The 20,638-nt window shown below is 52.9% G+C and carries 8 protein-coding genes; 7 read left to right on the forward strand and 1 reads right to left on the reverse strand.

Features of this window, described 5'->3' with window-relative positions; genetic code table 11:
• Positions 1-355: 355 nt before the first annotated feature.
• Positions 356-1,093 (reverse strand): transcriptional regulator, encoded by a 738-nt coding sequence (locus tag K7X24_RS20485; RefSeq protein ID WP_224558111.1) that lies wholly within the window; start codon positions 1,091-1,093, stop codon positions 356-358.
• 1,489 nt (positions 1,094-2,582) lie between these two features.
• Here K7X24_RS20485 and K7X24_RS20490 point away from each other — a divergent pair.
• The 7 genes from K7X24_RS20490 to K7X24_RS20520 all read left to right on the forward strand — a co-directional run bounded on the left by K7X24_RS20490 (position 2,583) and on the right by K7X24_RS20520 (position 20,614).
• A complete protein-coding gene (locus tag K7X24_RS20490) occupies positions 2,583-4,664 on the forward strand; it encodes a DUF4034 domain-containing protein (RefSeq protein ID WP_224558112.1) in 2,082 nt (693 codons plus the stop codon).
• Positions 4,665-4,956: 292 nt separating this feature from the next.
• The gene (locus K7X24_RS20495; RefSeq protein WP_224558113.1) at positions 4,957-5,760 is read left to right on the forward strand and encodes an efflux RND transporter periplasmic adaptor subunit; all 804 of its coding nucleotides are present in this window, start codon (positions 4,957-4,959) and stop codon (positions 5,758-5,760) included.
• Positions 5,757-7,082 (forward strand): efflux RND transporter periplasmic adaptor subunit, encoded by a 1,326-nt coding sequence (locus K7X24_RS20500; protein ID WP_224558114.1) that lies wholly within the window; start codon positions 5,757-5,759, stop codon positions 7,080-7,082. Before K7X24_RS20495 ends, K7X24_RS20500 begins: the two co-directional genes overlap by 4 nt.
• Positions 7,079-9,187, forward strand: a complete 2,109-nt coding sequence (locus K7X24_RS20505; RefSeq protein WP_224558115.1) for an HlyD family efflux transporter periplasmic adaptor subunit — start codon at positions 7,079-7,081, stop codon at positions 9,185-9,187. The genes K7X24_RS20500 and K7X24_RS20505 overlap by 4 nt, the downstream gene beginning before the upstream one ends.
• A 482-nt stretch (positions 9,188-9,669) precedes the next feature.
• A complete protein-coding gene (locus tag K7X24_RS20510; protein ID WP_224558116.1) occupies positions 9,670-10,572 on the forward strand; it encodes a phage tail protein in 903 nt (300 codons plus the stop codon).
• A gap of 252 nt (positions 10,573-10,824) precedes the next feature.
• Positions 10,825-18,999, forward strand: a complete 8,175-nt coding sequence (locus K7X24_RS20515) for a putative Ig domain-containing protein (RefSeq protein ID WP_224558117.1) — start codon at positions 10,825-10,827, stop codon at positions 18,997-18,999.
• A 106-nt stretch (positions 19,000-19,105) separates the two neighbouring features.
• Positions 19,106-20,614 carry a TolC family protein gene (locus K7X24_RS20520; protein WP_224558118.1) on the forward strand — a complete coding sequence of 503 codons (1,509 nt, stop codon included), beginning with the start codon at positions 19,106-19,108 and terminating at the stop codon, positions 20,612-20,614.
• The last annotated feature ends 24 nt before the right edge of the window (positions 20,615-20,638 follow it).

Below are 20,638 nucleotides of genomic sequence, written 5' to 3' on the forward strand. Positions count from 1 at the left end.
GAAAGTTCGATTTATTCAACAAAACCTATATGACTACGATGCGCAGGCAGGAGAGGTAATGGCGCGGATGAAAGCGATGAATACCATGACGCTGTTGAGAATGCAGCTTAGTGTTTGAATTACCTGAAAACATGAAAATGGCTCTGCTTCGCCTAAGAAATTGATTCACTCAACAAAATTTGGTTTTATACAAACGCAGCCTCTGCAATCATGGACAATCCCAGCATTCAGAAGCGAGAACAACAACACTGATGCGATCACCTGCTCGCTTATCACGACGGTGTTCGGTTTCTTGCTCAGAATACCTTCATAACAGATGAGCTATGGTCTCTCGACTGTATAAAATCAAGCACCTCTAATTTTTTTCATTAGAGTAGCAGGTTATTTTCTGATCTTTTTTACTACAAAAGAAAAGATCGTCCGTCTTATCATAAAGTACATTTTCAGACCATATAATATTTGCAGCATTGCGTTCTTCACCTAAAATTAAAGAAATACCATGCGCATTTAAGCCTCCCCAAATCAGGCTGGCAATGAAAACAGCCATGCTACATACCATGAGCGCCGTTTTTGCAAAAAATTTTCTTTTGGAGAAAAAATTGTGAAATAAAGGTAGCATAGTGGTAAATAAAAAATTTCGATCTGTTATGTATTGTGGATTATCCTCAGACGCTTCAGATTCACAATTTTCCCACGTAACGTTCTTCTGCTCTATTTCGCTAGAATCCACATCTGGCATGCCAAAAGATGGCGGTGTCGCAAGCTGATACCCCAATTTTGGGATCGTAATAATAATATTTTTATTTTTGTCTGACAAAGTGCATCGTAATGATCTAATCACTTGCGCAATACTTTGAGAAGTGACATATCCACCCCGCCATACCTCTACCAAGAAATCATCTTGTGAGACGGGTTCTGGATATTTATGACATAGAAGAGCAAGCACATCGGCTTCTTTTTTTCTCAATTGAAAAATCTCTTCATCTTTTTGCAAAACTCTCATTTTCATGTTGAAAGTGAAATTAAGGAAATAAATGCTCCCGTCATTCATTGATATATCCTTCATATTCAGGCCCATTAGATATTTTTTCATATACTCGTCATACTTCAAGTTGCATGCGCGTTGGCTACGCTACTCGACACTCTTACGTGCACCTCGCCCCGTTGGGGCTGTTGCAAGCAGTGTTCAAACCTGCCAAAGGCAGGTTTGTCAGTCACCCGAATCACTTACTTGAGTAAACTCATCGGGATGAAATAAAAGGCACCCTGTCTCTCACCGAAGGCCAGCCGTTGGCTGGTCAAATTCGTTCTCGACGAATTTATCCTTCTCTTGCCGCCTGCCTGAAACTCGAATTATTTAGGGTATATAATGATAATGCACCGTAAATAAACCCGTGGCACAAGCACCCAGCTAAATTTTCATAAGCACTACGATAAAATTTTCTAGCTTTATTTTAACAAAATAATGTTAATAGAGTGTAAAAAAACAGATTAGATGGAAAAGCATTTCATTATTGAGAATAACGATGGACATAGTCTATCGCTTGCTTTTTAAACAAGAAGCAAACGAAATACAACACAGTGCTGTCATGACATAGCATTAGCGGCAGAGAGAAAGGGTGTTTCTATGGATAAACAATAACTTTCATAGATTATCATCAGATAAATTACAGCGAAGCATTAATAATAAAAAAGAAACACATTTCTAAATAAATTTTAGTAATAGCACACATTTTTTGTGTGGCATCTTAGCTAATGTCGATCTTATGTAACGGAGACAGAAACACTAACGTACGAAACTATTTATATAAATAATCATATGCCAATTTAATTAAACTTACCAATAACTCTTGTTTTACTTATATTTTTCCTTTATCGCGCTACATGTAAGCAAGAGAATTTAATCTCTCTTCAATTCTCGTTTTTATCCCGACCTGCCCTGCGTACCTTTCTCCATCAAAAAGGTACGCAGGGCAACCAAGATTTTTTGAGTAAGAAGCTCATGGAGATGACTAATCCTTACTTGCTAACAACAATAACATCAGCATCCAGCAGGCTCTACCAAAAAACGCCTTAAGCTATAATGAGTAAAGAAGCATAAGCATCCCAATAAAATAAAACGTTCACTTCTCAAAATGTTTCCACATATAGATTATGTCCATCTGAGTATATTGTGATGCGTAAAGTCCAATTCGCTGAGCACAATTCATCTCATCGCTATTCTTAAAACGGCACACTACTCTAAGTCTTGATTATTCGCACCATCCTTACTTCCCCCACATATCCTTAATTACACACTTTTAAATTATTATTTACATTTATGTAAAAATTGATGTCTCCGCATTAATTTATAGGTATGATTTTAATCATTATCAGATAGATGCAATAGATATCAGTACAGGGATCACACAATAAGTTATCCGCGTAGTCATCCTTCTGATTTTTCTATGTTATCTGAATACTCATTTGTGTATTGCTGAAATATCAAGCAGATAACAACCCGAAACCCTGCCTGCACATTCTTCTAATGAAGATCTATGTTGTCGGCGTTATAACTTAACAATAGCCTAAGAATTGACTCTATGACATCAACACCTGCATCACTCACCGCATTGCTTTCCCGACGCACTCACCTGCGTGAGCTATTCACCACCCATCAATTTGATGCGCTTGAGGCCTTACTTGAGCAAGAGCACCAGACTTGGCTCGATGGCCCGAATCTGCCTTATTCCTACAATTGGAGCGTTCGTTCGCTTTTTGACCCTATCGTGCCCCATACCGATATCCTAGCGCACCTGCAAGCCTGGGTTTCCTCCCGTCCTAATGCCTACCATGCCCATCTGCTGATGGGGAATTATTGGGAAGATGCTGCGGCGCGTATTCGTACCTCAAACGGAGCTGAGTATGTAGAAGACGATCGTTGGGTGGGTGCAGAACTAGCTCGCAATTTGGGGGTAACTGCCTACCTGAACGCCATCGCTTCACATCAGCGCCCTGCTTTAGCTTTTTCACGTCTATTTCGTCTGACTAGTTATTTAGGTGAGCCGCATTGGCTACAGGTACTGCTGCAAGGTGCTGAACCTTTAACCTATATGCAGCGTCAGGCACAGTTTGAACCTGAGCTTTGGGAAGCAGGCTTACAGCACTTGCGCCATGAAGGAGCCGAACAACTTGCTGAACTCCCTCATACGCTTCCCGCCAATCTGCCCACCCGTGAAGAAAGCGAATGGGAGGATCCAAAGCGTTACTGGCTGCGCACTACACTAAACGTCCGCCCGCAGGACTTTGCGATTCGCAACGAATATCTCTATTTCCTGTATCCGCGCTGGGGTGGGAGCCATGAGGAAATGACTCAGTTTATTGATGGACCATGGTGTGAAGCTCTGACCGAAGCAGAGCGTAATGGTCTTCATGTCACACGATGTTGGGACTATTTGGGTTATTCCTCGCTTATGCCTGACGCCGATGACCAAGAAAGTATTGTCTACTGCCGAGAAACATTTGACTGGCTGCTTAGTCTGGAGCTTCATGCTGAGACACGCGCACGCGTGCTGCGTAAATATGCCAGCTTCCTCAGCCATTATGGTCGTAGCGAAGAAAATGATGAGATCCATTGGAACAACGCAGATATGCAGAAGACCTATGATCTGATGGCAGAAGCGTGGCAGGTCGATCTTCCGGATGCCGATCCAGAAGATGGCTCGATCGACACCTTGATTTGCTGTCTGGATTTTGCCTGCATTGAAGACCGTTTCAGTTTGATGCCACAATTACTGGCACGCAGCCAGTCCTGGGCCGATTCACATTATGAAACCACCATCGCCGCCCTCGCCAGCAAATTTGGCATCTACGGGGTGGCGAAAGATCAATTCGATACCGATACGCTGCTCGCGCGCTGCCGTGTCATGACGTCAGATACGAATTTTGGCCAGGTCGCCGCAAACCTGTTTGGATCTGTTTCCGAAGAGGCTGGCGTATTTATGATGCACGAAGCCGCCGACTGGGGAGAAGCCTCTTCAATGGCAGCGCTCTCCGATTTATATTCTGGGCATTTGTCCCGTCGTAACGGGCGCGATCCTTCTTCTTATGAAGATCAAGAAAAAGCGAAATACTGGCAGGAAAAAGCCGCAGACGCAGGCAATGAATTTTGCCAGTACAATATTGCCTATGGCCTGGTAAGAGATAATGAGACGCTGACGCCAGAGCAATACCAGCGCGTGCGTGAACTGATGCTCGGTGTCCTGCACCGCCCTAACGTGGGAAGAACGGTCTGGACACGTGCAGCAAGGGAATTAAGTTCACTGTTGTTGTTTAGCGATATTGCGGAAGACCAGAAATTCTGTCTGGATGTGGTCCTGCCTGAATTATGGAACGACGAGGATGATGCCAACCGCGACTATGCGGCGGGTTACTATGCCCATGCTTTCCGTACTGGCGCGGGCGTCACCCAAAATAGCTATCTGGCCAAAGTGTGGATCGACCGCGCGCTGGAAATCAGCCCTGATAGCCAGTACAACCACGATCGGGCGAACGAAATCTATCAACGGAGCGGCATGCTGAGCGGCGTTCGCGCCAAAATGGGCTTCAGCCGCGATAAAGCGCAAATGGATGCGCGTGGACGCGCCATCACGTTTGGCGATGACGCCCATCAGGAGCACCAGTAAGCCACGACCGGTTTTCCCGTTTCATCATGGGGAAATCGCGGCATAGTATTATTGGGGCAGCAGCGCTGCCCCTGTTATTTTCAGGTGTTAATATCTATCGAGCTTCAAATCGCACAAGCATGGGCTAAAACGACAAACTGAAACCAGAGCAGCCCTCTATTGCAGTTGCCAATTCAGCGCATTTTGTACCATTATATTCCCCAAAATAAGCGCCGCTAATAAGTGAAAACTCAGAAAGTCCCTTTATCTTTTTCTGACGTGGCACACACCTCAACAAATAAGGCAGGTCAGTGTGGATGGTTTCAGTAACGTAATATTTCGCCACGCTTTTCAATTGCTGGCACTTTCCTTATTCGCGTTTGCGACCCATGCGCAAACGAGCGACCCACTCTTGACAATGCCCTCTCATGACACACCCTCTCTCACGTCTACTGACAATCAGGCTCGCGGCATTCTGATAGCGGTGGAACAAGCCACGCTGTCCAGCGAGTTGGCCGGACGTATTGTGGAAATACCGTTTAGAGAAGGGGAATCCTTCAAGAAAGGCGATTTATTGGTGCGGTTTGACTGTTCCATTTACCAAGCTCAATTGGCTGCGGCTTCTGCTGCCACACGAGCCGCAGAAGCGGAACTGAGCCAAAACCAGCAGTTGGCACAGATGAAATCAGTAGGGAGACACGCGGTATCGCTATCAGCCGCGCACTTTGCACAAGCTCAGGCAGAAAGCCAGGTTTACCAAATTCAGGTTAATCGTTGTCGCATCACCGCCCCCTTCGACGGTCAGGTGGTAAAACGCCGTGCGCAAGCCTTTGAGAGTGTGGCGCAAGGTGCTCCACTGCTGGACGTGGTGAATAACCGCCATCTAGAGGTCAACTTGCTAGTACCATCACGACTTCTGTCGGTGCTTAAACCCGGATTAGTCTTTACCTTCACGCCGGATGAAACCGGAAAACCGTTACAAGCCAAGGTCACACGGCTTGGCGCACGTATTGATGAGAGCAGTCAAACCCTAGGCCTGATTGGTACGCTGGCCCACGCGGACAATACCTTAATGGCCGGTATGAGCGGAACGGCACAGTTTTCGGAGGCACGGTGAGTACTACGCCAACGTCTGTCAGCACCGCTACGTTTGCCCGCTTCCTTGACCTCGAGCAGCAAGCCCGGGCAGCCAACAGCACAGAAGAGCTAGCTTACTGCATCGTCAACGACAGCCAGCCGCTATTCAGTTTTCGCCATGCCGCCCTTGTGATTAACGGTAAGGTGCGCGCCGTAACCGGCGTCACTCAACCTGCACCCCATGCCCCCTTTGTCGCCTTTGTTGAACGAGCCTGTACGCAGTTATCATCCGTCGATGAGAAAGCATTGGCGCAATGCAGAGTGATTCAAGCCTCACAGCTTGATGAACAAAGCCGTAAAGATTGGCAGGCGCTGTCTGCCCCCGAGGCACTATGGTCTCCCCTCAACGATCGTCAGGGGAACCCCTTCGGTGCTATTTGGTATGCAAGAGAGCAACCATGGCAGAGTACCGATCAGGTACTGGCGGAGCAACTCAGCGGGGCTTTTAGCCACGCCTGGCTGGCTCTAGAACCGCAAACTCCCCGTTGGCGTCGTCGGGCTCGGTGGAAAATCGTCGTACCTGCGCTGCTACTGCTCGCTTGCCTGTTCATTCCGGTGCGCCAATCCGTGTTGGCACCCGCCGAGGTTATTCCTCATCAAGGCCGTGTCGTCGCCGCACCACTGGACGGCGTGATCCAATCCTTTACCGTGTTACCGAACCAGAGTGTACGTCAAGGAGACGTGTTGGTTCGCTTTGACAGTACAACGTTGAAAGCCCAGGCAGATGTGGCCGAGCGTGCATTGAATGTCGCCGAAGCGGAGCATCGTGCGAGTTCTCAACGCGCATTTCAGGATACGGACTCCAAAGCCAGGCTCGACTTTCTCGCCGCTCAGGTGGCACAAAAACGAGCGGAACGCGATTACGCCAATGCCTTGCTGAATCGCGCAGAAATCCGCGCCGAACGGGATGGCATTGCGGTATTTGCCGACGCAACGCGCTGGATGGGGAAACCGGTACGCACCGGAGAACGTTTGATGGAGCTGGCAGACCCCGCTCTCACCGCGTTACGCATCGAGTTAGACGTGGGTGACGCTATCCAGTTGCAGCAAGAGGCACCCATTACACTGTTTCTGGACAGCGATCCACTGACGCCACACGCCGCATTGTTAGAACGTATCGCCTATGAGTCGGAACAGACACCAGCCGGCAATCTAGCCTACCGTCTGGATGCACGCTTCACTGACACACCGCCACGTATCGGCCTGCGCGGTACGGCAAAAATTTCCGGCGACTATGTTCCCCTTGCCGTTTATTTGTTCCGTCGCCCGCTGGCAGTGATCCGTCAGGCGATTGGGCTATGAATCTGCACCTGCCTCCCCTGCGCGCCGATCTTCAATTGGTAGAATCGGCTCCTGGCATCAACGGAGCCCCGCAGTGGGTGCTGTCCGATCCTATAACAGGGCGTTATTTTACCCTGACTCCCTCGGCTATCCGCCTGCTGCGTCATTGGCCATTGCGCCAGCCACAGCAAATACTGGCCGCCGCCAACAATGAGCCCGGCCTACCACTGCGAGTGAAAGAGTTAGAGCAACTACTACAGTTCCTACGCCAGCACGATTTAGTCGCGGCAAGCGATCCAGAACAACGTCGGCGCTATTTGGGCAAAGCTCAGGCGATGCGCACCAGCTTGTGGAAAAGTGTGCTGCACCAGTATCTTTTTTTCCGTATTCCTCTGTGGCGACCCGATCCGGTACTTAACCGCTGTTGGCCGTGGCTACAGCGCTATGGCGCGCCCTTTCTGATCTGGGTCTTTCCATTAATCCTGCTGCTGGGCTTATTTTTAGTCAGTCGAGACTGGGTACGCTACACCCATTCGTTTCCACACCTCTTCAGCCTTTCCGGTATGGCCGTGTTCGGTGTCTCTCTGGTGTTCGCCAAATTTATCCATGAGCTAGGCCATGCCTTCATGGCCAAACGGGCAGGCTGCCGTGTGCAAAGCATGGGCGCTGCCTTTATCGTGTTATTTCCCTTGTTTTATACTGACACTACCGACGCCTGGAAACTGAAGGATCGTCAGGCACGTTTGCTGATTGGCGCGGGCGGTATTCTGGCCGAACTGATGTTGGCGGTTATTTCGCTATTGGCCTGGGCATTACTGCCAGATGGCCCGGCACGAACGGCAGCCTTTATGCTTTCCAGCGCGACGTGGCTGACTACATTGGTCGTAAACCTTAACCCTTTGATGCGCTTCGATGGCTACTTTTTACTTAGCGATTTCTGGCGCGTAGAGAATCTGCAAGAACGTGCTTATGCGCTCTGCCGCTGGCGGTTGCGGGAAAGTCTGTTCGGTCATGGTCACCCAGCGCCGGAAAACCTCTCTCCATCCCTGCAACGCAAACTGCTGGTATGGGGCTATGCCTCTTGGATATGGCGCTTTTTCCTGTTCTTTGGCATCGCGCTGGTGGTTTACCACTTTTTTATCAAGGTGATCGGCATTGGTTTAATGCTGGTTGAAATCGTCTGGTTTATCGCGCTACCGATAGCCAAAGAAGCCTATGCCTGGTGGTCAATGCGCAAATCAATACACCCCATCGCTTTTTTGCGCAGCGCCCTGCTGTGCTTGACACTCTTGTTTATCTTGCTCTATCCATGGGGTGGCAGCATCCACATTCCTGCCGTATTGGAATCCGAGAAGGTCAGTACCCTCTACAGTCCGGTTCCGGCGCAGGTTAACCGGCTACACGTTACAGATGGTCAGCGGGTAGATGCCGGAGACATTCTGCTGGAGCTCACGTCAGTCGATCTGGATTATCGTCTCGACATTGAGCGTCAGCGTATCGCCCAGTTACAACAGCAACGACAGCGTGGAGCGGCACGACAGGAAACGGCGAGTGAAATTCAGGTCATGGATTGGCAGTTAGCTGAGGCGCTGGCACGCTATCGTGGGTTGGCAGCACAGCGTCAACGCTTAACGATTCGAGCACCGCAAGCAGGTGTAGTACGCGATCTGGTTCGTGATATGACAGCAGGACGCTGGCTAACGGCGGATACGCCATTACTACGCGTGGTGGAACCCACGCAGGGACGGGTAATTGGCTATATACCCGAAGAGTCGCTCATGCGTACTCAAGAGGGCATGCAGGGCATCTTCCTTACCGACGATCCCGCTTTCCCACGTCTTGACGTCACGCTTCATGACATTGCTCCCACAGGCAGCGCTTACCTGCAACAAGAAATGCTCGCTTCCGATCGCCACGGCCCGATTGCCGTACGACGCGACCGCGACCACAATCCTCAACCAGTGCAGGCACAGTACCGCGTTCGTTTCATAATACAGGAAGAGCAATTCCTGCCGCTGCAACAGCCTCTACGGGGCAGCGTCATTCTGGAAGGAGAAAAGGAATCTATTCTTGGTACAGTGTGGCGTCGGGTAGCGGCATTGGGTATCAGGGAAAGTGGTTTTTAGCGGGTTGGTTATCCTCAACATATACATCTGTCTTAGCTAATATCTGGAGCAGGAGATGCTCCAGATTCTGTAAAAAAGCGTTACACCTTTCCTGATCTCATCAGTTAATAAGATTATTTAACGTTTTCACGTATCTATTGCGTCGAACACACACTACATTTTATTAACAAATGAATTTCTCTCTGGTTTTTTATTACATTGACAACATACACATATCGTAGCAATTCCAGCACATCTCAGCCAAATCAAACCAAATTAATTTTATTAAAAATCAATAAATTAAAAAAATAAATCTTTTTCTTATCGGCCTACGTAAAAGCCTATTGCTAGTTTCACTTTTTATATGTAATTTTGTTTTTATTGTTTACATAAAATTACATGTTACTTAGCAAGTGAAGTTAGGCATCACAAGACCAAGCATCGAAATCATCAAATATATTTCACCCATCGTGGAACTGTCCCCATTCCAAGGAGAGATGTTTATGAAATGCGTTCAACGTCTGTTTGCCAAATCGGCGATTACTGCTGCTCTGGGTGTCGGTTTTTTCCTGCCACAATCTGCACTTGCCTGCAGCGAATCAGGTAGCCAATACCTTGGCAGCGTGTGTTACATGGCTACCCAATATTGTCCTGACGGTTACACAATTGCAGATGGTCGCATACTAAACGTAAGCAATAATCAGGCGCTTTATTCGTTGATTGGCAACTTATATGGCGGCACACAGCCCTCGACGTTCGCCTTACCAAACCTACAGGGCCGAACAGTGGTTGGCTCAGGTGTGTTTAACAGCACAGCGTACCCCGTTGCGAAAACGGTTGGTCAGGACATTGCAGTCGGAACCGGTAGCAGTTCGGTGACACTTACTGCTCCACAGATTCCTCCGCATACTCATCCGGCAACATTTTCGTTGAACGCTGCCAGCCCCTCGGTATCCCTTCCGCTGAGTGGCAGTATCGCCAATCTGCCGTTTAATGCCGCGGCGAGCCTCAGTGTTACTGGGATTGCAAAAATTGGCTCGTCAACCACGACCGGCAGAAACATCAACCTGACTGACAAAGCGTTATTAACTTCTGTCGGTGGTCCAAGTGCATTAATCTACGCACCCGCTGGTGCAACCAATGACAGGCAGCTAGGGCCGGATGGCAGTGTAACCGGCACCGCCACGGGCAATATCAGCAGCACCGCAAGTGGCGGCCAGTTAGCAGGGAATGCAACGGGCCCGCTGACGTTGCCAGTGACGGGTTCGGTCAGCGTAAACGCGAATGTCACGCAACCTGCGCCAGTGGTGGCTCCTGTGTCGGTAGCAGTACCGGTTAGGGATCCATCATTAGTACTTACCGCGTGTATTGCCACCCAAGGTCTTTATCCTGTCAGACCTGACTGACTGCCATAACTGACTGATAATAAAACAGATTTCCCCGTTGCGTATGGTGGCGTAGTTTCGTCGCCATACGCCAAAAAGCAGAACAAAATGTAAAAAACAATTATTTATACAAAAAGGCAATAAATTTAACGCTTATACCTACGTTTAATCATTAGGTGTCATTTGATTAACGCTAGTCATTTATTTAAAAAAACTTTTCTTGGTTGCAAGAATAAATATCGCAATGTGTTCTGTGTTTCGGAGGTATTGTCTATGTTATGGCTCCATCTGTTCAGAAATCGTCACCCATCAAACAAGCAACATAATACCGTCCAGCACGCTGTAGAGCTGGCGAGCAATACTCCATTGGGGTATGCGCTTGAGGCTCGCATGTTGTTCGATGGAGCCATTGCTGCCACTGTGGATCAAACGACGACCACACAGGATAGCGCAGCTCAAACTGCCACAGCCGCCAGCCACACAGAAAACAGCACGCACCAAACCGATACTTCCAGTGATAACGCCACCGATGACACCACTGTGGCGGTAGCAAGCGATCCGACTACATCGTCCAAAGACGTGGTTTTCATCGATACCTCGGTAGCCGATTATCAGACACTGCTCAATCAAGTGCCCTCAGGAATAGAAGTGGTACTGTTAGATAGCAGCGCGGACGGCCTGAGCCAAATGGCAGAGTGGGCGAAGACACATAGCGGTTATGACACCATCCATATCATCAGTCATGGTTCAGAAGGCCGTCTCCATCTGGGGGCTATCACGCTGGACTCCGATAATGTCGCGTCACGCCAAAGCGATTTGAGCGCGCTCGGCGCTGCATTAACCGAAAATGGCGACATTCTGCTTTACGGGTGCTCAGTGGCATCAGGTGAGGGAATGAGCTTTATCAATGCTATCGCTACCGCAACAGGAGCAGACGTCGCCGCATCCAGTGACCTGACAGGCGATGCGGTTAAAGGCGGAAACTGGACGCTGGAACAAAGCGTCGGTTCAGATGCGATACAGGCTGACGCACTGGCGTTCAGCGATTATAACCAGTTGCTGACGCTCGTCTCCTTTGACTCGAATGACTTTAACAGCAACGCTGGGACCTACACCAAACCGGTTACTGGTATCAATCTTACCTTTAGCGGGGTCGATGGGTATTCGTTTGGCAATAACCTCGGCAACAACAACTATAACGTCTTCCCAGATAGTGGGAGCAATTCTACTGGTGACGGCACCAGGCTGACCATCGCCATTGCGTCGGGCTATACCTTCGACTTGACCAGCTTCAGCTACCGTACTTCTCTTGAAGACACCATTACGCTGACCTTTACCTATGCTAATAATACAACGGTCACTGGAACACTGACGGCCACGGCAAGCCAAGATATAACCCTTAGCAATTTCTCCGTCTTTCTCGATGCCTCAAACAATGCGTTGTCAGCTTCAGCCAACGATGTCATCAAGGTAGTGATCGCCTCCGCCAACGGCATTGGCGCTTTTGACTTCGGCACCAATAATTTCGATATTTCTGACGTTAAAGCCATTGTCCCATCGGTCAACAATGCGCCGATCATCAGCAACACAACGGTGAGCAAAACATTCAATGAGGATACCCCTCAGACATTCTCCACGACGGATTTTGGTTTCAGTGATGTGGACAGCGGCGACACGCTGCAATCCATCACTATCGTGGCTGCACCGACAGCGGGTGAACTGTTTATCGATGTGAATGGTGACGGCGTGCGTGGCGTAGGGGATACGCTGATCGGCAATGGTACGGTGGTCACCGCGGCTAATATCGACAAACTAACCTTCCGTCCTGCCGATAACGCTAACGGCGCGGGCTACGCCGCCTTCACCTGGACGGTCAGCGATGGCACCGCGTCGTCCGCCAACGTGGGCACCATGACGCTCAACGTGACGGCGGTGAACGATGCACCGACCGATATTACGCTCTCTGCCACCACCTTTGCGCAATCGCTCGGCAGCAACGGCACTGTTGCCACCCTGACGGCGACCGATGTGGATTCCTCGGTGTTTACCTACAGTCTGGTGAGTGGCAGCGGCAGTACCGATAACGCGCTGTTCACCATTAGCGGCAACACCCTAAAAGCAGTCAACGCCACTGGCATGGCAGCGGGTACCTACTCGGTACGCCTACAGGTATCTGATGGTGCCGCTACCTATGACAAAGTGGTGTCATTGGTGGTGGTGGATGATATCGCCCCCACGTTTGACCAGTCACCCAGCGTCTCCAACGCCACCGTGGGCGGTTTTAACCTAAGCGGCAGCCTCACTGAAACTGGCAATGTGTATTATGTGGTGGTGGCTGACGGTGCCAGTGCTCCAACCGCGACGCAAGTGATCGCTGGACAAACCGCCACAGGCAGCAGCGCCACCGCCTCCGGCAGCCAGGTGCTGGGTTCTTCGCCATTCAACTTTAGCTTTACCTTGGCCGGCCTTGCCGCCAGCACTGCGTATGATGTGTATGTGGTGGCGAGGGACAGTGCAGGTAATAATACGGTCAGTGTAGTTAAGGTTGATGCCACCACGACCAGCGCGGGCACAGCGCCGACACTCAGCGCCACTGGCAGCAACCCGGTATTTATCGGCGGCATGGCCGGCTCGATTGATCTGTTCAGCGGCGTCAGCGCCAATACCAACGACAGCGGCCAGACCTTCAGTTCGCTGACATTGACTGTTTCCAATGTCACCGACAGCGGCGAATTTATCAACGTTGGCGGCAACAATATCAACCTGAGCTCCAACAGCAGCGGCACGCTGACCGGCATCGGCAGCTACAGCGTGACGCGCGTCGGCAACACCGTCACTCTGCAACTGAACGGCATGAGCGCCAGTAACAGTGAGGTAGCCGGGCTGGTGGATGGCTTGCGCTACGGCAATACCAGCACCACCGCCACCGCAGCTACGCGTGCAGTCACCCTAAGCGCCGTCAGCGACAATGGCAGCAGTAACAACAGCACAGCACTCAACCTGACCTCAAACGTCAACGTGCTTGCCAGCAACAGCGCCTTGTTTGTCACCGCCGGGGATGATATCGGCGACGATGCAACTTTTGGCAGTTCGGTGCAAGAAGATGCCAATGACGGCGGCGGGCTCAGTCTGCGTGAAGCCTTGCATTGGGCGAATGCCACGACGGGTATCGACCGTATTGTGTTCCAGACCGACGTGACGCTGGCCAGTTCGCTGCTATCGCCGACCGACAGCGTACTGATTGACGGCCAGAGTTTCACCCTGAACGGTGGCGGCTATTCCGGTTTTCAAATCGTTACCGGGTCGATCACCCTGGCCATCCAAAACCTGACACTGACCAATTTCACCACCGATTACAGTACCGACACCGGCGGCGTGTTTGGGATCAGCTACAGTGCCAGCGATGTCAACTTCCGGCTGTACAACGTGGATATTTCAGGCAACCGTGACACCATGTTCGGCAATGGCGTCTTCGACCTGTTTAACATTGCCCCCGGCAGCTACAACTTCGATTTTGACCGGGTGAATATTCACGACAACCTGATGATTGGCCATTTGAATGAAGGGGTGATCAGACTGTTTGTGTCCCGTACCCAGCAAACAGTGTCCCTGTCGATCACCAATTCCGCCATCACCAACAATACCGGTATTAACCCGGCAGGCAGCACCTTCGGTATCAGTGGGTTGTGGTTAACCGGGAATCAGGGTAACCCCACCAGCACCCACATCAGCCTGATCAACACCACCATTACCGGGCAGGACAACGGCATCGTCTTCGAATTTATCAATAATGCCCTCAGTTGGGTCGCCAGCGTGCGCAATTCCATCATCACCGGCACCAGTCAAGATATTGTCGCCTACACCCCAACGGGACAACCATCCGGCGGCAGCTACACCTTGTACGGCGGCAACAACATCCTGAGTGGCAGCGTGGATCAGGTATCGTCATCCGATCCGCGACTGGCCGCCACGGCCAGCAATGCGATTAATCAAGGCAACCGTTTCTATGTTACGGGCGAGACAGATGTACGCGGCTTGGATCGAGTACGGCAAGGTGCCGTTGATATTGGCGCTTATGAATCGCAGTTTGCTGCTGGTACCGCACCGCAGGTCGATTTGAATGGCAGCACCACAGGCAATAATTACTCCACGACAGTACCCGCCGCCTCCGCCGCTGCGGGTATTTCTGTGACGGATACCTTAGCAACCCTGAGTCAAACCGACGGGGATTCCCGCCTCTGGACGCTGACGCTCAATTTGGCAGGAACGACAGACGGTAGCAGTGAGTCCTTATCCCTTTCACAGCAGGCATTGCTCGCAGCCCATGCCGCCGGCATCAACGTAACTGGTAATGGTAGCCAGACGCTGACGCTGACAGGCGGTGCGACGCAGGAAGCCTTCCAGATCGCGCTACGTGCCATTGTGTATGCCAACGTAGCCGCTACGCCAACGGCAGGAAATCGGACCGTATCGGTAACGGCCAATGATGATGCCAGTAGCACCGCAACCTCTACCTTGACATTGACTGCGAGTAACAATGCGTCTCCGGTAGTGTCCGGCACGATTGCCGCGCAGAGCATCGCGCAAGGCGGCAATCTGAATGTCACCGTACCCGCCGGTACCTTTACCGATCCGGATGGCGATACCCTGACGCTCAGCGCTACGCTGGCGGACGGCACCGCGTTGCCAGCCTGGCTGTCGTTTAACCCAACCACCGGCACTTTCTCCGGCACACCGGCCAATGGGGATGTGGGCAGCCTGACCATCAAGGTCACCGCCACCGACGGCAGTAACGCTTCGGTCAGCACCACCTTTGGCCTGACCGTCACCAACGTCAACGATGCGCCTGTCGTCGCCACGCCGATCCCCGCGCAAAGTGTCGCGCAGGATGGCAGCCTGAGTTTCACCGTGCCCGCAGGCACCTTTACCGATCCGGACGGCGATACCCTGACGCTCAGCGCTACGCTGGCGGACGGCACCGCGTTGCCAGCCTGGCTGTCGTTTAACCCAACCACCGGCACTTTCTCCGGCACACCGGCCAATGGGGATGTGGGCAGCCTGACCATCAAGGTCACCGCCACCGACGGCAGTAACGCTTCGGTCAGCACCACCTTTGGCCTGACCGTCACCAACGTCAACGATGCGCCTGTCGTCGCCACGCCGATCCCCGCGCAAAGTGTCGCGCAGGATGGCAGCCTGAGTTTCACCGTGCCCGCCGGCACCTTTACCGATCCCGATGGCGATACCCTGACCCTCAGCGCCACGCTGGCGGACGGCACCGCGTTACCAGCCTGGCTGTCGTTTAACCCAGCTACCGGCACCTTCTCCGGCACACCGGCCAATGGGGATGTGGGCAGCCTGACCATCAAAGTCACTGCCACCGACGGCAGCAACGCTTCCGTCAGCACCACCTTTGGTCTGACCGTCACCAATGTAAACGATGCCCCGGTGGTCTCCGGCACGATTGCCGCGCAGAGCATTGCGCAAGGCGGCAGTCTGAGTGTCACGGTGCCAGCCGGCACCTTTACCGATCCGGATGGCGATACCCTGACGCTCAGCGCCACGCTGGCGGACGGCACGGCGCTGCCAGCCTGGCTGTCGTTTAACCCAGCTACCGGCACCTTCTCCGGCACACCGGCCAATGGGGATGTGGGTAGCCTGACCATCAAGGTCACCGCCACCGACGGCAGCAACGCTTCGGTCAGCACCACCTTTGGCTTGACCGTTACCAACGTTAACGATGCCCCGGTGGTCTCCGGCACGATTGCCGCGCAGAGCATCGCGCAAGGCGGCAGTCTGAATGTCACCGTACCCGCCGGCACCTTTACCGATCCGGATGGCGATACCCTGACGCTCAGTGCCACGCTGGCGGACGGCACCGCGTTGCCATCCTGGCTGTCGTTTAACCCAGCTACTGGCACCTTCTCCGGCACACCGGCCAATGGGGATGTGGGCAACCTGACCATCAAAGTCACCGCCACCGACGGCAGCAGCGCCTCGGTCAGCACCACCTTTAGTTTGACGGTCACCACCGTTAATGAAGCCCCAGTGGTCTCCGGCACAATTGCCGCGCAGAGCATTGCACAAGGTGGCAGTCTGAATATCACCGTACCCGCTGGCACCTTTACCGATCCGGACGGCGATACGCTGACGCTCAGTGCTACGCTGGCGGATGGCACCGCGTTGCCAGCCTGGCTGTCATTTAACCCAGCTACCGGCACCTTCTCCGGTACACCGGGTAACGGTGATGTGGGTAACCTGACCATCAAGGTCACCGCCACCGACGGCAGCAACGCCTCGGTCAGCACCACCTTTGGCCTGACAGTTACCAATGTGAACGATGCCCCAGTGGTCTCCGGCACGATCCCAGCGCAGAATATTGCACAAGGTGGCAGTCTGAATATCACCGTACCCGCCAGCACCTTTACCGATCCGGACGGCGATACGCTGACGCTCAGTGCCACGCTGGCGGACGGCACCGCGTTGCCATCCTGGCTGTCGTTTAACCCAGCTACCGGCACCTTCTCTGGCACACCAGCCAATGGGGATGTGGGTAGCCTGACCATCAAGGTCACCGCCACCGACGGCAGCAACGCCTCGGTCAGCACCACCTTTGGCCTGACCGTTACCAACGTTAACGATGCCCCAGTGGTCTCCACGCCAATCCCGCCGCAAAACGTGGCTCAGGGGGGTGGCTTCAACTTTACCGTGCCTGACGGCACCTTTAGCGATCCCGATGGTGACACGCTGACGCTGAGCGCCACCCTCGCCAACGGGTCGCCGCTGCCAAACTGGTTACGCTTCGATCCTGCTATCGGCACCTTCTCCGGCACACCGAGCAATGCAGATGTCGGTACCTTGGTGATCAGGGTCACGGCCACCGACGGCAGTAATACGTCCATCAGCACCAGCTTTGGTCTGACGGTAACTAACACCAACGATGCACCCGTGGTCGCCACGCCAATCCCGCCGCAAAGCGTAGCTCAGGGTGGTGGCTTCAACTTTACCGTGCCTGACGGCACCTTTAGCGATCCCGATGGTGACACGCTGACGCTCAGCGCCACCCTCGCCAACGGATCACCGCTGCCGAGCTGGCTGCGCTTCGATCCGACCATCGGCACCTTCTCCGGCACGCCGGGCAATGCAGATGTCGGTACCTTGGTGATCAGGGTCACGGCCACCGACGGCAGTAATACGTCCATCAGCACCAGCTTTGGCCTGACGGTGACTAACGTTAACGATGCCCCGATGGTCGCCACGCCAATCCCGCCGCAAAGCGTGGCTCAGGGTGGTGGCTTCAACTTTACCGTGCCTGACGGCACCTTTAGCGATCCCGATGGTGACACGCTGACGCTGAGCGCCACCCTCGCCAACGGATCACCGCTGCCGAGCTGGCTGCGCTTCGATCCGACCATCGGCACCTTCTCTGGCACGCCGGGCAATGCAGATGTCGGTACCTTGGTGATCAGGGTCACGGCTACCGACGGCAGTAATACGTCCATCAGCACCAGCTTTGGCCTGACGGTGACTAACGTTAACGATGCCCCTGTGGTCTCCACGCCAATCCCGCCGCAAAGCGTGGATCAGGGCGGTGGCTTCAACTTTACCGTGCCTGACGGCACCTTTAGCGATCCCGATGGTGACACGCTGACGCTCAGCGCCACCCTCGCCAACGGATCACCGCTGCCGAGCTGGCTGCGCTTCGATCCGACCATCGGCACCTTCTCCGGCACGCCGGGCAATGCAGATGTCGGTACCTTGGTGATCAGGGTCACGGCCACCGACGGCAGTAATACGTCCATCAGCACCAGCTTTGGCCTGACGGTGACGAGCAGTTTTGTAAGCGGCGATCCTCAGTTCAAAGCCAACGACGGTCTTGGCCGGACGCCGTCAGTCAGCGATACACACCCGTTGTTTACGCAAGATGCCACGATAGCACTGCCGGCATTGGATGGTCTGATTGCCAATCCATCGCTTGGCAGTTTCACCGTGGGTAACGACGGTGCACCGAAGTCAGTGATGTCTGCCATTTTTGCTACCGGACGCCAGAACACCGAGGGAGGCCCCCTCCCAACGAGTCAGATGGCGGGCACTTTCGGACGTGGAGCCGCCAGCGGCATTGGCATTAACTTCGACAGCACACTAGGTTCCTTCCCCAGCTTCAGCAAAGATCCCGCTTTAGGCGGCACCTCATCTCTGGCTAGCACGTTCTCAGGGATCTATCTGCCTTCACTGAAGCCAATGGAGGTCTTCTCCGGCGGCAGTTGGAAGGATATTCCGCTCGATGGGGCGAATAACGCAATGAATAGCACTGATGACGGCACTGGGCGCTCGGTGGCATTTACGCCCTCGCTGCATCAGCAATTACAACAGATAGGTGATTCGAAACAGCAACGTCTTGCGGCCATTGAGCAAGCATTGCAGGAAAGTGGTCAGCAGCAAGGATAACCTGCGCGGCAGCGCAGCAACGGCGATACGCAAGACGATCGCAAGAACAACGAGAACCATCACAAGAATAACATTGGTAATGATGATAATGACGAGGAGCGGAATCGTGTTAAAGGGTCGGAAACTATTTAGCCTTAGCGCCATCGTGCTAGCCGCCAGCGGCTGTGCCGTGACCACCCAGCCGATCAGCAAGGTCGAAAGCGGACAACGCAGCCAGCAAGACCGAGTCGCCATGTTCAGCCAGCAGGAGCCCGTCACGGCACCAATCACGCTGTATGATGCCATGGCACGTGCGCTGAAATATAACCTCGAATCACGCTTAAAAGTGATGGAATATGCGCTGAGCCAGCAGCAGGTGGAGCTAGCACGCTACGATATGTTGCCGAAACTGGCGGCATCAGCGGGCTACGTGGGGCGTAATAATATGAGTGCCTCCAGTAGCCGCAGCGTGGAAACAGGACGTACTTCTCTGGAACCTTCCACCTCACAGGACCGCGACCGAGATGTAGCCGATCTGACTATGGTGTGGAACGTGCTCGACTTTGGCGTCAGCTACGTGACCGCCCAGCAAAAATCAGATCAGCGCTGGATTGCCGAAGAGCGTAAACGCAAAGTCGTGCACACCATCCAGCAAGACGTACGCTCCGCCTACTGGCGCGCCGTGGCAGCTGAACGCTTGTTGGGGCAGATTGATGGCCTGATCGTCCGTGTCAACGCTGCGCGCGACGCGAGCGAACACATGTCGTCACAGCAGATTGGCGACCCCATTGAAGTCCTTAGCTACCAACGCGCCCTGATCGACGCCACACGCCAATTGGAGGAACAGCGTCGCGCACTGTCGCTAGCCAAGACTGAGCTGGCAACCTTGATGAACCTGCCATTGGATACGGCCTACAAGCTTGCGTTGCCACAAAGCGGTGACGAAACCATACCGCAGCTGAATGTCGATGTGAAGGTGCTGGAAGAAGCGGCGCTGGTCAGTCGCCCAGAACTACGCGAGCAGGATTATCAGGTGCGAATTCATGCCGCTGAAACCCGTAAAGCGCTGCTGCGTATGCTGCCCGGCGTGGAAATCAGCGCAGGTGGCCACTATGACAGCAACTCTTTTCTGGTCAACAACAGCTGGGCTGACGTCGGCGTGAAAGCCACCTGGAACCTGTTTAATCTGCTGTCCGGCCCAGCCGCGCGTAAAGCCGCTCAGGCTAACGAGTCCGTGTCGGAAATGCAGCGCCAGGCGATGTCACTGGCAATTATGGCACAGTTATACATCGCCCGAGCCAACTTCAATGAGGCGCAGCGACAATATAAAACCAGTTCAGAATTGCGCAATCTTGACACTAAAATCGTCGAACAGCTGAGAAACCGCTATAAGGCTAACAGCATCGGTGAACTACAGTTGATTCAAGGTGAGCTGAACGCGCTCAACGCCAGTTTGCGTCAAGATCTGGCCTATGCAGAACTACGCAATAGCTACGGCCAGATATTCTCAACGATCGGACTGGATTTGCTACCGAAAACCCTCCCGTCCAACAGCCTTGCAGATATCAGTCAGGCACTGCGTCAATCTGACACCAACTGGCAACAGGGCAAAATCAGTACATTGCAATCGTTCTGATACGCACTATTGTCGTGCCCGAAA

The organism is Pectobacterium versatile (genome assembly GCF_020166435.1).
GTDB lineage: Bacteria > Pseudomonadota > Gammaproteobacteria > Enterobacterales > Enterobacteriaceae > Pectobacterium > Pectobacterium versatile.